Origin of the sequence: Leeuwenhoekiella parthenopeia (genome assembly GCF_020782115.1) — a bacterium.
Lineage (GTDB): Bacteria > Bacteroidota > Bacteroidia > Flavobacteriales > Flavobacteriaceae > Leeuwenhoekiella > Leeuwenhoekiella parthenopeia.
Window position 1 is genome coordinate 1 of the sequence record NZ_JAJGMW010000030.1, and the last position, 15,093, is coordinate 15,093.

Below are 15,093 nucleotides of genomic sequence, written 5' to 3' on the forward strand. Positions count from 1 at the left end.
CTCTTTGAGAGCTTCTAAAACCACTTTGGTCTTGAACTTGGGTGTGAATTTTCTTCGTGTCATAAAACAGTAAATTTAAAGTTATTTTGGAACTTAAATTACTGTCCTAATTTTTGGGGGATGCTCATTATGAAGGCAACGAGGTTATTGCCAGTGTAACAACTCAATCTTCAGAGTTTTCCCAACTCACTTACGCCCTCCCCATTCATTATTTTCTGGATCAAAAGCGCTCGGCAACCAATGGTGACAATTGGTATTTAACACTTACCGGTACAGAACAGTCCCAATCGGTAAACCGGTATGGCCTGTTTGGTCAGGACTCTTCAAATGATAACCTAAGATTACAAATTCAACTTATTTATGCAGTATATGACCAAGACTAAAGCACTATTGTACGGTTTATTTTTACTCACAGTAGTCAGGCTAAGCGCACAGAGCAACGCCTTGTCAGACTCTCCTTATTCGGTATTTGGAATAGGTATTCCCAATGCATTTAGTACCGGTAAAACCAATGCATTGGGAGGAGCGGGCATCGCTCTAAAGTCAGATAATTCACTTAATGCACTCAATCCGGCATCTTTGGGAGCAATGCCTGTCAAACATTTTTTCTTTGATATTGGCTATACTTCACAGTACACGAGTTTGAGTCAGGGCTCCCGCAATGGAACCCAAAGCATTTCGAGCTTTTCAAATCTGGCGATGGCATTTCCGGTAACCAAAGAATCTGCTGTGAGTCTGATCCTGGCTCCGTACAGTAAAGTGGCCTATAATCTTAGCGGTGTTACCACTAGTATCGAGGGGTCTACATCCTTTTATACCTCAGATGTGGAAGCAAACGGCGGCGTTAACAGTCTCGATTTAAATTACGGCTATAGTTTTTGGGATAAACTGCGCCTTGGAGTTACAGGGACCTATTATTTCGGTAAAACAGAACAGACTACCTATAACGATATTTTGGGTTACTCATTAGACATACAGGAAGAAAGCCGCTATACGGGCTATCGCCTGGGTGCTGGTCTGCAGTTTGATTTAAATCAAAATATCTCCCTTGGTTCTACTCTAAAACTACCTGCTACGCTCGAAACAAACCAAAAAAGTATTATATCTCAGGATTATGATGATGATATAACCGAGGAAACCAGTCTTGATAATTTTGATTTGCCTCTGGAAATAGGCTTTGGTCTCGAGTTTAAATTCGGTGAAAACTATGCATTCTATACCGATTACATCCGCAAGTCCTGGTCAAATACCCAACAGGCCGATGCCCTGGATTATTATAAGGATCAGGAAGAATTTAAAGCAGGTATTACCTTTACACCACATCCGGGAGGACTTTATTACTGGCAAAATATTGAATACCGCGCCGGAATAAATTACGATACCGGCTACCTAACTATTGCAGGAAAAGATATTGATCAATATTCCCTAAGTCTGGGGCTGGGTTTACCCGTAAGCCGTAGCGGTTCAAAACTGAATTTAATGTACTCTTATGGTCAAAACGGAACACGTTCTAACAATCTCGTATTTGAAAAAATACACAGCCTTTCTATTAATTTCAGTTTAGACGGGATTTGGTTTGTAAAGTCTAAGTACAATTAACAGGTTAAAAAACAGCTTTTTGATTTATAATAAAATGACAGCAAGAGCTCAGCAGATAGGAAAAGAAAATCAGGAAAGGAAATTTGCTGAGCAACTGGTGAACTAGATACCCAACAATTCAGCTTTTCATTTAAGATTGCCAGGTCTTCTTACACCTAAAAGGCTTATTTGATGAACACTTTTCTGTTTTTCAACTTTTAATCGAATTGCAGAAGTCTCTTTAACTATTTCCGGTATAATTTAAAAAAACAAAAAAACCTTCAAGTTTAAAACTTGAAGGTTTTCGTTTTTACAAGTGATCGCGAAGGGATTCGAACCCCTGACCGTCTGCTTAGAAGGCAGATGCTCTATCCAACTGAGCTACGCGACCTGTTTTGCGGGTGCAAATATAACGCTTTAGCCAAAAAGTGAAAGCTATACACCTTAAAAAATGCGCTTTTCATACAAATTAATTGTAATTCTCTGAAATCTAATAATTTACCAAAAATGAAAAACCCGCGCTTGCGCAACGGGCCTTTCTCCCAACTTAAACTTTTAACCAACTACGATTTGGGGAAATCGGGTTTTTAATTAGTAGCCAGACTATGATTTGGGGCTTAAATCTGCTAATTAAAAAGGTTTAGGGGTATTTTGTTGTAAAGGTATAATCAATATGATTTGGGGTTTTAAAGTTTAAAGTTTGGGCTTTATTAATGGGGTTAGAGGCACTAAACGGTCTTAACAGGACTCTTAATTTTAGCTAATTCAAGAGGGATATGTCTATAGATGGTTTCTCCCTTATACTCGCTCTTTTCTAAATCGTGAAGACGAAGTACGGCTTCCGGTAATTCAACGACAACCTGAGGGGTTTCAATTGGTTTTAGGGTAGAAATTGTTTTGGGAGCAGGTTTCTTCTGGTTTTCAGAAACCGGATTGGTTTCGGCCTGCATTAAGCACGTCACGAAGAGAGCGCCTAAAAGTGTAATTGATTTTTTCATGAACTTGGGGTTGATTTTGTATTAAGACGTAAATATAGATACTTTCATCTATTAAAAACAAAAATAATCGTTGAAAAACATATGATTTTTAAATTTTAACATTTCCAACTTCTATCACAAGATAAAAAGTACTTTTTTTCCTACAAATCAAGGTTTTCGAAGCTTATCTTCAACACCATCTTCATAGAGATCCGCCAATCAAAACGATTTAAATTGTAGGTTTTATATTACAATATGCTAGAATTCGCAACTCCAAATTGCGCAATGCTTCATCTCCACTTCCGCCTGCAATTCTTTCTAACTTTTCTCACAATTCTTAATCATATACTTACTTTTACAACACCAATCTAAAACAGTAATGAATCTGGACATTGACCGCTATTTAAGACACTTTACCAGGTATTTAAAAGAATTGGGCGTTTCCGGGATTTATGCCGAAATGCTATCGGTTTTTTTAAATGGTTTTATTTTTCTGGTTCTGCTGGCCATTCTTGACCGTTTGCTGAAACGCATTATTATTGAAGCGTTCAAGATTTTTAGCAATAAAACCAAAACCTCATTTGACGATTTTCTGGTACTTACCAATTTTCCGCGCTACATCGCGCACATAATTCCACTGGTTTTATTCAACTGGTTTTTCACCCAATTGCTTGACGATTATGAAACCACGCTCTACTGGTTAAACAAACTCCTCAAGATCTATGTCATTCTGCTGGTGGTAAAAATCATACGCAGTATTCTGCGCACCACGCGCGATTACTTTCAGACCAAAGAGCAATACCACGATAAGCCACTGCAAAGCTACCTTCAGGTTACCATGCTTTTTTTATGGGCCCTGGGTATTTTCTTCTTCATTCTGGAGCTTTTTGATCAAAAACCCATTGATTTCATTGTACAGTTGGGAGCCGCTTCGGCAATAATTCTGCTCATTTTTAAAGACACCATTTTGGGGTTTGTAGCTTCGATACAGGTTTCTATAAACGATATTGTACGCATTGGCGACTGGATTACCTTCAGTAAATATGGTGCAGACGGTAATGTGACCGAAATAAACCTGGCTACGGTTAAGGTTCAAAACTGGGACAACACCTACACCACTATCCCCACTTACAGCCTTATTTCAGACTCTTTTCAAAACTGGAGGGGAATGCAGGAAAGTGATGGCCGACGCATCAAACGTGCCGTTTACATCAAGCAAAATACGGTGCGCTTCCTTACCGATGATGATCTGAAACGTCTGAAGCGCATTCAACTGGTCGCTCCCTATATAGATCATATGCAAAAAGAAGTCCTGCGCACAAACCGCAAACTCGAGGTTGATGACAGCCTGCCCATTAATGGTCTTAATCAAACCAATCTGGGTGTTTTTAGAAAGTATATTGACGCATATTTGTATGAAAATCCTGCGATTAACAAAGACCTCTTCCTCATGGTTCGTCATTTACCGCCTACGGCTCAGGGGATTCCTCTGGAGATATTTTGTTTTAGTAAAGACAAGCGTTGGGAGCATTATGAGCACATTCAGGCTGATATTTTTGATCATGTAATCGCCGCAGTATCGTATTTTGATCTTGAGATTTTTGAAGAACCCTCTTCTAAAGATATTACCAACTTCTTAACGCAAAGGCAAATAAAAAACGATTAGGTTGCCGTTAAAATCATTTTTAGATTTTTTAAAAGTGATTAGCATCCTTGACGAAAGGATCAAACAACCAACCTATGACCTTTAAAACATTCCTCCAAATCCTTGGCGGTACTGCTATAGTACTTACGCTTTTACCGTTTATAGCTGCCGATTACTGGTGGATTCGTGTTTTTGATTTCCCACATCTTCAGCTTACGGTATTTACCGCTATAGCCACTCTGGCGTATTTTATGCGCTTTGACATCAAATGGTTCAAAGATTATGTATTTATGACCGTGATGATCGCCTGTCTGGTTTTTCAGGTTCTAAAAATTTATCCGTACACCGGTGTTGCTCCTTACGAGGTTCTTGATGCTGAAATTGAAAAACCTGAAGCCCAGTTGTCTATTTTGGTTGCCAATGTGCTCCAGAAAAATAAAAAATACGACAGCCTGTTACAGGAAGTCAAAGCTAAAAATCCGGATATCCTGGTACTCCTGGAAGCAGATACTAAATGGCTTAATGCTGTTAACGCTTCTTTAAAAAGCGAATATCCTTATTATGAGGGTGCACCGCTTAGCAATACCTACGGAATGCTCCTGTATTCTAAACTGCCTCTGCAAAATGCACACGTACATTATCTGGTAGACGATAGCATTCCTTCTATTGATACACGTGTCACGCTAAAATCGGGTGATACGGTACAGATATTTGCCATACACCCCACGCCGCCCATGCCACAGCATAACCCACGGTCTACAGACCGGGATGCAGAGATGATGAAAACCGCTTTTAAAAGCAGGGAGTCTTCCCTACCCGTTTTGGTACTTGGGGATTTTAATGATGTTGCCTGGTCTGAGTCTACTCAATTGTTCAAAGAGGTAAGCGAGTTGCTCGACCCGAGATTAGGCCGTGGTCTCTACAATACATTTAATGCTAAAAATTGGTTTATGCGCTGGCCACTCGATCATATTTTTGTCTCAGAACACTTTAGAGTTGTTGAATTAGATCGCGGAGCCAAAATAGGTTCAGATCACTTTCCGGCTTACATAAAATTGAATCTGGAGCCCGGGAACAAGGCCGAACAAACTCCGACTCTACCTAATGAAAACCAGCTAAACCGGGCCTACGATATTATTAAAAAAGAAGCCACTCAAAAAGATACCCGTAAAGAAACCAACTAAAATCCCTCAGTTATGGAAGAAACCGCTACGCTATCAGAATCCTTTCAAAATTTTTACAACAGCTTTATCGATCAGTTACCGGGAATAGGTCTGGGTGTGCTCATCATTATTCTGGGAACCCTTATCGGCGCCTGGGTGGGTAATTTTGCCCGTCAACGCATCTCGCAGCGCACGCAAGACCCACTTATGAGCCGGTTTTTGGGTAAAGCCATTCGCATTACTTTCTTTATAATTGCAGTAATGCTGGCACTTAGAGCTGCCGGCCTGGGTGCAATTGCTACCGGTATTCTTACTGCTGCGGGTGCCAGTGCAGTGGTTTTGGGCTTTGCTTTTAAAGATATAGGCGAAAACTTTATCGCCGGAATTATATTAGCCTTCAACAGACCCTTTAACGTAAACGATACGGTTGAGATTGGGGATAACTTCGGAAAGGTAAAAGCCTTAGAATTTCGCTATACCAAGCTTAAAATCTTTGACGGAAAAGATGTGTATATCCCAAATAGTGATGTGCTCACAACCCCTGTTACCAACTATACCGAAGACGGATTCTTCCGTTGGAATTTTACCATTGGTATTGCCTATGAAGACAATATTGACGGGGCTAAAAAGGTTGTAATGGAAGCCTTGCGCCAAGAACCAAATGTTATTGAGGATGAAGAGCACGAGAATTTTGTGATTGAAGATGAGCTCGCAACCAGCACCGTAAATCTGAAAGTGTTCTTTTGGGTAGATACCAAAGACTTCCGCAGAATGGCGCTTATCACCAAAGGTAGCGTCGTACGCAAGGTCAAAGAAGCCTTAGAAGATAACGGTTTCTATATGCCGGCAGATATTCAGGAAATCAAGTTGTATGGTGCTGCCAAAGACAGCCCGCTGCGTTTTGAGCAAACAACACAAAGCATCGATAACACTTCAAATGCTGATTCTAAAAAATCTTAAACCAGAAACCACAAAATAAACGAAACCACAAGACCTACCACCGCAATGAGTGTGGTAAGAACAGACCAGGTTTTAAAGGTTTGCTTTTCGCTTAAACCCAGATATTGTTTTACAAGCCAGAAGCCGCTGTCATTTACGTGGGAGAAAATTGAAGCCCCCGCTGCAATGGCTACCACCAGAATGGCCAGCTGCATCTCGCTGTAACTACCGGTTTCTAAAAGTGGAGCGGTGATTCCGGCAGCGGTGATCATCGCTACTGTAGATGAACCCTGCATAATCCGAACAACGGCAGCGACCAGAAACCCAAACACCACAGGCGGAAAATAAGCATTAGTCAACGACTCGGCGATCATCGTTCCGGCACCGGTATCGATCAATATTTGTTTAAATGCCCCTCCTGCTCCGGTAAGCAAAATGATCACTCCGGCAGGATACAGGGCTTTTGTAGAAACCTGAAGCAATTTTTCACCGGAAACCTTTCGGCGAATGCCTAAAAAATACCACGCGATCAGGTTGGCCAAAATCAATGCCGTAAACGGGTGCCCAAGCAACTGGGCTGTATAGATCACTCCATCAGGAATTGACCAGTCTGCGGCCAGTGGACTCGTAAGCACCGTATTGCAAACAATAAGGGCAATTGGTAAAAAGATAATGGCCAGAATGCCCGAAGCCGAAGGCAGATTTTCGGGCAGATTTGTGCTCTCCTGAGATTCGAAGGGCGCATCGATGTGAATTCGTGCCGAAATAAAACGGGCAAAAAACGGTCCGGCAACAGCCGCTGCGGGAATGCCCGTTATAAAACCAAAAACGATCACCCAGCCCAGATTAGCCTGCAAAATATCTGCAACAGCAATAGGTCCCGGTGTGGGCGGAATAAAAGCGTGAGTCACAGCCAGACCGGCCAGTAAAGGCAAAGCGTAAAGCAATAAGGATTTTTTAGTATCGCGCTGTAATGCATAAATCAGCGGGATTAAAATGATGAACGCCACGTCAAAAAACACCGGGATCGCGATAAAAAACCCGGCGAGCATAATAGACCAGGGCGCTCTTTTAATGCCAAATTTTGATAAGAGAAAATTAGCCAGTTGCTGAGCCCCTCCTGAATGTTCCAGTACCGCGCCAAATAAGGAGCCCAAACCTACAACAGTGGCAACAAAACCCAGCGTACCTCCTACACCGGTGGTGATTGCATTTAAAATCGCCTGTGGCTGCATTCCGCTTAAAACGCCCACTGCAATGCAGACAATCAAAAGAGCTAAAAATGCCTGAAGTTTTAATCGTAAAATGAGAAAAAGAAGCAGACCAATACCGGCAAAAACTGCAAACAGCAACTGATAATCCATAAACTGCCCTTAAAGTTTTTTTACAATCTCATCAACGATAGCTTCCGGGCTGGGCTCAATATACACGTGAATGCCGTAGTCAGGTTCTTCAAGCGTGTCCAGTTGTGATTGCAGCAATTCCGAATTGAAAAAATGCCCTTTACGATTGTCTAAACGGGATTTTAATAAATCAAAGGAACCTTCTAAAAAAACCCATTGTGGCGTCACCTTTTGAGAAAGTAACTTGCGATAAGACTCCTTAAGCGCCGAACAGGCCAGTACTGCACCAGAGTTTTTACTCCACGCTTCCATCTCCTGAGCCAGGGTTTCAAGCCATGGTTTTCGGTCTGCATCGTTGAGGGGATTGCCTCCAGCCATCTTATCTACATTAGCCTGCGGATGGTAATCATCAGCGTCTTTAAAGGGAATATCAAGCCGTTCTGCTAATAATTTACCAATAGTGCTTTTTCCGCTTCCGGACACACCGAAAACTACTATTACTTTTTCTTTCATTTATTTTTTATTTCATAGGTCCAGAGTAGGCGCATCCGTATCTTTTCCGGGTATTTTTAAATCAAAGCCAAAACGGCTGTTCATCTGCTTTATAAAATGAGTTGCCAGCAGGGGTGATTCTTTCTCCACATTTTGATGGATGAAAAAATCGATCTGGCGCAGTCCCTGTTCCATCCAGGTATCCAGACGCTCTACCCAGGCATCCAGACGGTCATAATCACTGAGATGATTAGCCCCTACAAAACGGATAAAGGCTTCGTCACTGGTCATACGCATATGCATGATGTCCCGTCTTCCGGCCGTATCTACCAGCACATTACTGATGTTGTGCTCTTCCAGCAAATAATACAGTTTATTGGAAACTTCAGGAGTATTGAACCAGTCGGTATGTCTAAACTCAATTGCGAGTGGGACTTCACGAGGCCAGGCGTCTACAAAATTGACCACGCGATCCCAGTCTTTGGGAGCAAAGTTGTTATGCATCTGTAGAAATACAGTCCCCAGATTTTCTTTAAGTAACAGCGTATGGTCTAAATATTCAGGAAGTAACTTTTCGGCATCAATCAGGCGTTTCAGGTGACTGATGGTCTGCGTGATTTTCGGAAAAAACTTAAACCCTTCCGGCACTTTTTCCTGCCATTTCTCAAACTGATCTTTCGGGAACAGCCGGTAAAAGGTAGCATTCAATTCTATGGAATTAAACTGGCGGGAATAATAACCCAATTCATCTTTAGTCCCTCGCGGATAAAAATTCTTTAAATCCTGCTTATTCCATTTGGCACAACCCACATACAGTTGCGGTTTTTGACTATTCGCCTTGCTGTTTAAAATCACCTGCGTATCGGGGTGATCTGGAGGAAGCGTAAAATCTATCGCTTCCGGGTTATCTACTTTACCAAATTTCATTTATTCGTTTTTAGAAATCCACCTATTTAGCTTGCTTTTATCCTAATGCCGGGTCCTGTCTATTTAATGCCCATTTTGGAATCCCCTTAAAAGTTGGGTCTTTAAAGATATAAATCCCAAACAGAAACAAAGGGTTCACATCAGTAGGTTTTTGGAAAATCCTTTACTTTTAATTTTTATGACTAGATTGTGTAACACATTGGCACAATTGATGTCTTACTCGCAAAGAATCTAAAACAGAAATTTATGAAACTCGTTAAAACCTTATTTATTCTTGCTTTTGTGGCGATAGCCATGCCCCTTTCTGCACAAACGGCAGATGAAATCATTAGCACCTACATCGAAAATACCGGCGGTGATGCCTGGAATGATGTACAGGCTACTAAAATGAGTGCTACGGTTAATCAGGGCGGAATGTCGATCCCGGTGACTGTATACAATACTAAAGACGGAAAACAAGCGGTGGTTATTGAGTTTAACGGTCAAAAAATCACCCAAATGGCTTTTGACGGCGAGACGTTATGGACTACCAATTTTATGTCTATGAAGCCCGAAAAAGCTTCTGAAGAGATGAGCAATAATATGAAGCTCAACAATAACGACTTCCCTTCTCCACTATTACATTACAAAGAAAACGGATATGAGGTTGAATATATAGGTACCGAAACCAAAGACGGTGCAGAAACCTATAAACTTAAAGTTGTGCAGGAGCCGGTAATGATGAATGGTGTTGAAACGCCAAGCATCAGCTACTACTATTTTGATATGGACTCGTATGTGCCTATCGCGATCGAAACAACCCAAATGGGACAGCCTATCAACATCACCATGAGTGATTATCAGGAAGTGGAAGGTCTATACTTTCCGTTTGCGATGAGCCAGGCCGGTCAGCCTTTTCAAATGAGCGAGATCGTTGTGAATCCTGAGATCGACGAAACCATTTTTGACTTCCCTGTAGAGTAAACTCCAGAACTTAAAATCCTTAAAAAGGAATCTAAGAGCTTAATTAAAATCCTAAAAGGTGCCTTTACAATGTTTTGGCACCTTTTTTAGTTAAAAATCTTACTTCCTATATCGAATTAAACCGTGCTTACCGGATGCAAGTCCGCCAGTGCATAATACAAACGAAAATGAAAAAAATACTACTCAGTCTAACCGGTGCCCTGATGACGCTTGCGTCTGTAGAGGCTCAGGAAGACATCACACTTACGGGTAAGCAACTCTTTGGCGATCTTAAAGCCCGTCAGATTGGTCCGGCTTTGATGAGCGGCCGCTTTATAGACCTGGAAGCCCATCCTACCAACAATCGTATTTTATACGCAGGTGCTGCCGGTGGCGGCGTCTGGAAAACCGAAAACGGTGGAGCAAGCTTTGAACCGGTTTTTGACGAACACGCGCAATCTATTGGTGCCATTGAAATTGATCCCACAGACCCCGATAAAACCGTTTGGGTAGGCACCGGGGAAGTATGGACCCGCAACTCGGTAAGCCTTGGCGACGGACTCTATAAATCTACCGATGGTGGCGCTACCTGGAAGAATGTAGGTTTTGAAAACTCAGAGCGCATCAGCGCTATCGTGATCAACCCCGAAAATAATCAGGAAATGTACGTCGCTGTTTTAGGCGCGCTGTGGAGCGACAGTGAAGAACGCGGCATTTATAAAAGTACCGATGGCGGGGCTTCCTGGGAAAAAGTGCTGTACACCGATACTGCAACCGGAGCGGCAGATTTGATTATGGATCCTGAAAACTCAAATGTGCTCTATGCTTCGATGTGGAAATTCCGCAGAACGCCCTGGGACTTTGATTCGGGTGGAGCAACAAGCGGAATTTTTAAAAGCACCGATGCCGGAAAAACCTGGAATAAAATTCAAAACGGCATTCCTGAAGGAGATCTGGGCCGTATTGCAATTGCCCTCGCGCCTTCAGATCCTACTATTTTATACGCTGCCGTAGAAACAGCCAGTGAAAAAAAAAACGGACTCTACAAGTCTACCGATGCCGGTGCAAGCTGGGAACATTTAAATAACGACTTCGGTCTTACGGTGCGTCCTTTTTACTTCGCACGCCTGGTGGTTGATCCTAAAAATCCAGATATCGTGGTCAAAGGTGGTTTAAGCGGTTCGTTATCACGCGACGGCGGAAAGACCTTTACCGATTTGGGCTACCAGCACTCAGACATTCACGATATTGTTTTTGACCTGAAAGACAGTGACCGTATGTTTACCGCAACAGACGGCGGGGTTTACCGCAGCTGGGATGGCGGGGCAACCTTCGAAATGGTTGAAGATTTACCGGTTTCGCAGTTTTATCAGGTTTCAGTTGACGATGCTACGCCCTATAATATTTATGGTGGTTTGCAGGATAACGGTTCGTGGTACGGCCCTTCAGCCTCTCCCGGAGGCATTGAAGCCCGCGACTGGGATCGTATTGGTGAAGGAGATGGTTTCCGTGTATTGAAACACCCTACCAAGCCCTATATCTATTCGGAAATGCAGGGCGCACAAGTGGTATGGCGTTACAATCCCGAGCGTAACCAAACCAAAAATGTAGCTCCCCAGCCTGAAGGCGATGAAAAATTGCGTTTTAACTGGAATGCGCCAATGGCCCTGTCAGCTCACGCGCCAGATCGTTTTTACATGGGAAGTCAATATCTGCACAAAAGTGAGGATATGGGCGATACCTGGGTTAAAATCTCGCCGGACCTGACCACAAACGATCCTAAAAAGCAGGAACTGGAATCAGGCGGATTGTCACTTGACAAATCGGGTGCTGAGACACACACGACCATTTTTACCATTGTTGAATCTCCACTGGATGAAAACATCATCTGGGTAGGAACCGATGATGGTAACGTACAACTAACTCAAAACGGTGGTAAAACCTGGACTAATCTGGTCGAAAACATTCCAAATTTACCGGCAAATACCTGGGTGTATCATATTGAAGCCAGCGTTCACAACAAGGGCACGGCGTATGCGGTTTTTGACGGTCACGCTACCGGCGATATGAATACCTATGTGTATAAAACCACCGATTTCGGTAAAACCTGGAATTCTTTGGTAACGGATGAAATAAAAGGTTTCGCCCGAAACATTCAGGAAGATTATGAAAGCGAAGACCTTTTGTTCTTGGGAACTGAATTTGGTCTTTTTATTACCGTTGATGGCGGTAAGCACTGGTCGCATTTCACCAACAACCTTCCGCCGGTTGCGGTGCATTATATTGAATTGCAAAAGCAAACTTCCGATTTAGTCTTGGGAACCCACGGTCGGGGTGTGATCATCATCGATGACATTTCGCCTTTACGACAAATCAATCAGGATGTTTTAGCGGAAGAACTGCACTTTTTTGAAACTCCTGCCGGAATTATTGATGAAAGCTCGGGCTTTGGCAGCACCAGTACCGAAACCCAGTTTGTGGGTCCAAACCCGAGCAAGCAGGCTAAGATTATGTATTACCTCAAAAAGCGTCACACTTTTGGTAAAATGACGATGGAAATCAGAGATATGGAAGGCAATCTTATAGCAGAGCCTGCTCCCGGAAAATCTAAAGGTCTGAATATTGTGCTTTGGGATCAGCTGAAAAAGGCACCTAAAGTTGCGGTGGGTAAAATACCTTCGTTTGTAGCGGCTCCTAATGCTGAAGCAGGCACTTACAAAGTCATTATCACAAAAGGTAAAGACACCTACGAACACAGCATTAGGGTTGAAAATGATCCCAATACCACACTGAGTGAAGCAGACCGCAAGGCACAGCGTGAGTTAACCCAGCGTCTGTTTAATGATGTGGAGGATCTCGCCTATCTGGGATACCGCATCGATCATTGGGTTGAACAACTAGAGGGCGTGGAATCCAAGAAAGCGACTAAGGCCCTTGAGGAACTCACCGCTTTGAAGAAAACTCTGGTGATCACCACCGGTGACCGCTATGTACAGGAAGCCGAACCCGAACTGCGTGAAAAGTTGAGCGAACTCTACAACAACGTGGCTGGTGCTTTTGAAAAACCGGCTCCGGTATTTTACCGCAATGCAGAAACCTACGAGGCGCAAATTAAAAATGCGTGGGAAACCTATTCTAAAATTGAAAAGAAATACCTCGAGACTGTCAATGCCGAAATCCAAAAAGCAGAAAAAGAACCGGTGACTTTTAAAACTAAAGAAGATTTTCTGGCAGAATAGTTTTTTCCGGAATTAAGGCAAGCCCCGTAAAACCTCGTTTTTACGGGGCTTTTTTGTAGTACAGCCAATCGTTTACTAAACGCTTTTTGTTAGATAGGTAAAACCAGTAAATCCTACTGTTTTCAATCAAATTTGAATGAAAGGACTATTTTATTCTTTAATCTTCTTTTTCTTCAGCGTAGCAAGAAGTCTCCGTTAAAAATTTTCGAAGCCTTGCAGAAAATTTAGGTGGCTTCTTGTGGTTTTGACTGATAAGTCAAAAACGCCTAAGAAAAAGTGTCCTTTCTTTTGGTTCGTTTTCTTTAGACAAGCAAAGAAAATGAACAAACATCATATTAAACCTATGCCTATACTACCAACAAGGCTTGAAACTGAAAACTCAAAATTATATTCTAAGAAAAACGTTCTTTATGAAACAGACCTAATTTGGTACGATATTGACTTCCAACTATTGGTTTTTTGGCGTTTTGCGTTTCGTTTTGTAAATTTTAAAAGTTAAGAAAATATGATTATGAATGAGCAACGCAAAAGAAACACCCGCAAACGAATAGCAAAACAACTACTGGGCGTCAGTATCGCCTGGATCACCGGTGTCGCTTTGGTAGGCTTTGCACTTACTCAGGTAAAGCCGGTAGAACTAATTGAATTGAAATTTATTCCGGTATATGCGGTGGCCTTACTTTCAGCTGTTGGCCTTGGCTGGTATTACTACACCTACCAGCAATTACGGGGATAGATTTTTCGCGTTCGCGAAAGCAATAACAACCTAATTTTACTCACTACCCCGCTATTTAAGGCTATTGGCTCAAATCCGAACGATGTCAGCTAGTATGTAAAATCGATTAAAAGCAATAACTCAATAATCAATAACTACATTGATCATGCTGAAAACCTCGCCTTAAAGTCATCGATTTTAAACCGATTGAAAAAATCAAGTTTTAGAAAATTTAGTTTTTATCCTCCAACAAAGGTACAAATCGAAACTCTCCGTATTCCTTTTTCTCAAATTCCGTTTCTGATTTTCGGATGATACGTATCATGGTCTGCACCTCGTCTCCTACCGGAATGACCAGCTTCCCTCCTATTTTCAATTGTGCTAAAAGCGGTTTTGGAATATAAGGAGCTCCTGCGGTTACAATGATTCCGTCAAAAGGGGCAAACTCGGGCATACCTAAATAGCCGTCACCAAAACTCAGGCGTTTGGGTCGATATCCCAATTTGGTCAGGAAATTTTTAGTTTTCTTAAACAGTTCCTGCTGGCGTTCTATACTGTACACCTTAGCTCCCACTTCACAAAGCACGGCGGTTTGATACCCGCTTCCCGTGCCTATTTCCAGAATTTTATCTCCTTTTTTGATTTCAAGTAATTCGGTTTGAAATCCTACGGTATACGGCTGCGAAATGGTCTGATCTGCGGCAATAGGAAATGCCTTGTCCTGATAGGCGTGATCTTCAAAACTGCTGTCCATAAAAAAGTGACGCGGAATTTTGCGTATAGCCTCAAGTACCCGCGGATCTTTGACCCCTTTTTTTTCTACAATCTGAGCCAGTAAACGGCGCTTTCCCTGGTGACGTGTAGTATCATTCATACCGCTAAAATAAGCAAAGCAGCCCCACTCCTGCCAGTCTTTAAACTATAATTTTTCAACAGTAAGAGCTGTTTCAGATAAATTAGATGTTCCAAATGAATCACTTTAAACTTAATGCCACTGCTGCTTAGCAGTTTCCTCTATATTGTCGGTCAGAAAACCTATTTTTGTATGCATCATCAGCTTTTGATGAAATTAAAGAAACACCGTTTCCCTTGCGGAAACTTCACGCTCACCAGTTGAGTTAAATAAAGAATTT

At 42.2% G+C, this 15,093-nt stretch carries 13 protein-coding genes and 1 tRNA gene; 8 read left to right on the forward strand and 6 right to left on the reverse strand.

Annotation, left to right across the window (positions count from 1 at the left end; genetic code table 11):
- The first annotated feature begins 113 nt into the window (after nucleotides 1-113).
- Together LLW17_RS17005 and bamG are read left to right on the forward strand one after the other, a co-directional pair.
- Entirely contained in the window at nucleotides 114-383 is a 270-nt protein-coding gene (locus LLW17_RS17005; RefSeq protein ID WP_228231490.1) for a hypothetical protein, read from the forward strand.
- Nucleotides 361-1,599, forward strand: coding sequence for a BamG family beta-barrel-assembly machinery protein (gene bamG, locus LLW17_RS17010; protein WP_228231491.1), 1,239 nt, complete (start codon nucleotides 361-363; stop codon nucleotides 1,597-1,599). Before LLW17_RS17005 ends, bamG begins: the two co-directional genes overlap by 23 nt.
- Nucleotides 1,600-1,895: 296 nt before the next feature.
- On the opposite strand, the gene LLW17_RS17015 is transcribed toward bamG, so the two are convergent.
- Both LLW17_RS17015 and LLW17_RS17020 read right to left on the reverse strand, forming a co-directional pair.
- Nucleotides 1,896-1,969 (reverse strand) — tRNA-Arg (locus LLW17_RS17015).
- A gap of 337 nt (nucleotides 1,970-2,306) precedes the next feature.
- Nucleotides 2,307-2,576, reverse strand: coding sequence for a hypothetical protein (locus tag LLW17_RS17020; RefSeq protein ID WP_228231492.1), 270 nt, complete (start codon nucleotides 2,574-2,576; stop codon nucleotides 2,307-2,309).
- Between the two features lie 358 nt (nucleotides 2,577-2,934).
- On the opposite strand from LLW17_RS17020, the gene LLW17_RS17025 reads away from it, so the two are divergent.
- From LLW17_RS17025 to LLW17_RS17035, 3 genes are all read left to right on the forward strand, one after another.
- On the forward strand, nucleotides 2,935-4,221 hold the full coding sequence (locus LLW17_RS17025) for a mechanosensitive ion channel family protein (RefSeq protein WP_228231493.1): 1,287 nt from the start codon (nucleotides 2,935-2,937) through the stop codon (nucleotides 4,219-4,221).
- Nucleotides 4,222-4,295: 74 nt separating this feature from the next.
- Nucleotides 4,296-5,384 (forward strand): endonuclease/exonuclease/phosphatase family protein, encoded by a 1,089-nt coding sequence (locus LLW17_RS17030; protein ID WP_228231494.1) that lies wholly within the window; start codon nucleotides 4,296-4,298, stop codon nucleotides 5,382-5,384.
- Between the two features lie 12 nt (nucleotides 5,385-5,396).
- Entirely contained in the window at nucleotides 5,397-6,323 is a 927-nt protein-coding gene (locus LLW17_RS17035) for a mechanosensitive ion channel family protein (protein ID WP_228231495.1), read from the forward strand.
- On the opposite strand, the gene LLW17_RS17040 is transcribed toward LLW17_RS17035, so the two are convergent.
- The 3 genes from LLW17_RS17040 to LLW17_RS17050 are packed head-to-tail and all read right to left on the reverse strand — an operon-like array spanning nucleotide 6,320 to nucleotide 9,064.
- Nucleotides 6,320-7,666, reverse strand: a complete 1,347-nt coding sequence (locus tag LLW17_RS17040) for a GntP family permease (protein ID WP_228231496.1) — start codon at nucleotides 7,664-7,666, stop codon at nucleotides 6,320-6,322. The genes LLW17_RS17035 and LLW17_RS17040 overlap by 4 nt on opposite strands.
- Nucleotides 7,667-7,675: 9 nt before the next feature.
- Nucleotides 7,676-8,158: a gluconokinase gene (locus tag LLW17_RS17045; RefSeq protein ID WP_228231497.1), complete on the reverse strand. Its 483-nt coding sequence runs from the start codon at nucleotides 8,156-8,158 to the stop codon at nucleotides 7,676-7,678.
- A gap of 12 nt (nucleotides 8,159-8,170) precedes the next feature.
- Nucleotides 8,171-9,064: a DUF72 domain-containing protein gene (locus tag LLW17_RS17050; protein WP_228231498.1), complete on the reverse strand. Its 894-nt coding sequence runs from the start codon at nucleotides 9,062-9,064 to the stop codon at nucleotides 8,171-8,173.
- Between the two features lie 246 nt (nucleotides 9,065-9,310).
- On the opposite strand from LLW17_RS17050, the gene LLW17_RS17055 reads away from it, so the two are divergent.
- The 3 genes from LLW17_RS17055 (at nucleotide 9,311) to LLW17_RS17065 (ending at nucleotide 13,981) form a co-directional block, all read left to right on the forward strand.
- Nucleotides 9,311-10,027, forward strand: coding sequence for an outer membrane lipoprotein-sorting protein (locus LLW17_RS17055; RefSeq protein ID WP_228231499.1), 717 nt, complete (start codon nucleotides 9,311-9,313; stop codon nucleotides 10,025-10,027).
- A 167-nt stretch (nucleotides 10,028-10,194) separates the two neighbouring features.
- Nucleotides 10,195-13,245 (forward strand): WD40/YVTN/BNR-like repeat-containing protein, encoded by a 3,051-nt coding sequence (locus LLW17_RS17060; RefSeq protein ID WP_228231500.1) that lies wholly within the window; start codon nucleotides 10,195-10,197, stop codon nucleotides 13,243-13,245.
- Nucleotides 13,246-13,756: 511 nt separating this feature from the next.
- Complete coding sequence (locus tag LLW17_RS17065) at nucleotides 13,757-13,981, forward strand: hypothetical protein (RefSeq protein ID WP_228231501.1); 225 nt, start codon at nucleotides 13,757-13,759, stop codon at nucleotides 13,979-13,981.
- Between the two features lie 211 nt (nucleotides 13,982-14,192).
- Here LLW17_RS17065 and LLW17_RS17070 read toward each other — a convergent pair whose 3' ends face one another.
- Nucleotides 14,193-14,834: a protein-L-isoaspartate(D-aspartate) O-methyltransferase gene (locus LLW17_RS17070; RefSeq protein WP_228231502.1), complete on the reverse strand. Its 642-nt coding sequence runs from the start codon at nucleotides 14,832-14,834 to the stop codon at nucleotides 14,193-14,195.
- Between the last annotated feature and the right edge of the window lie 259 nt (nucleotides 14,835-15,093).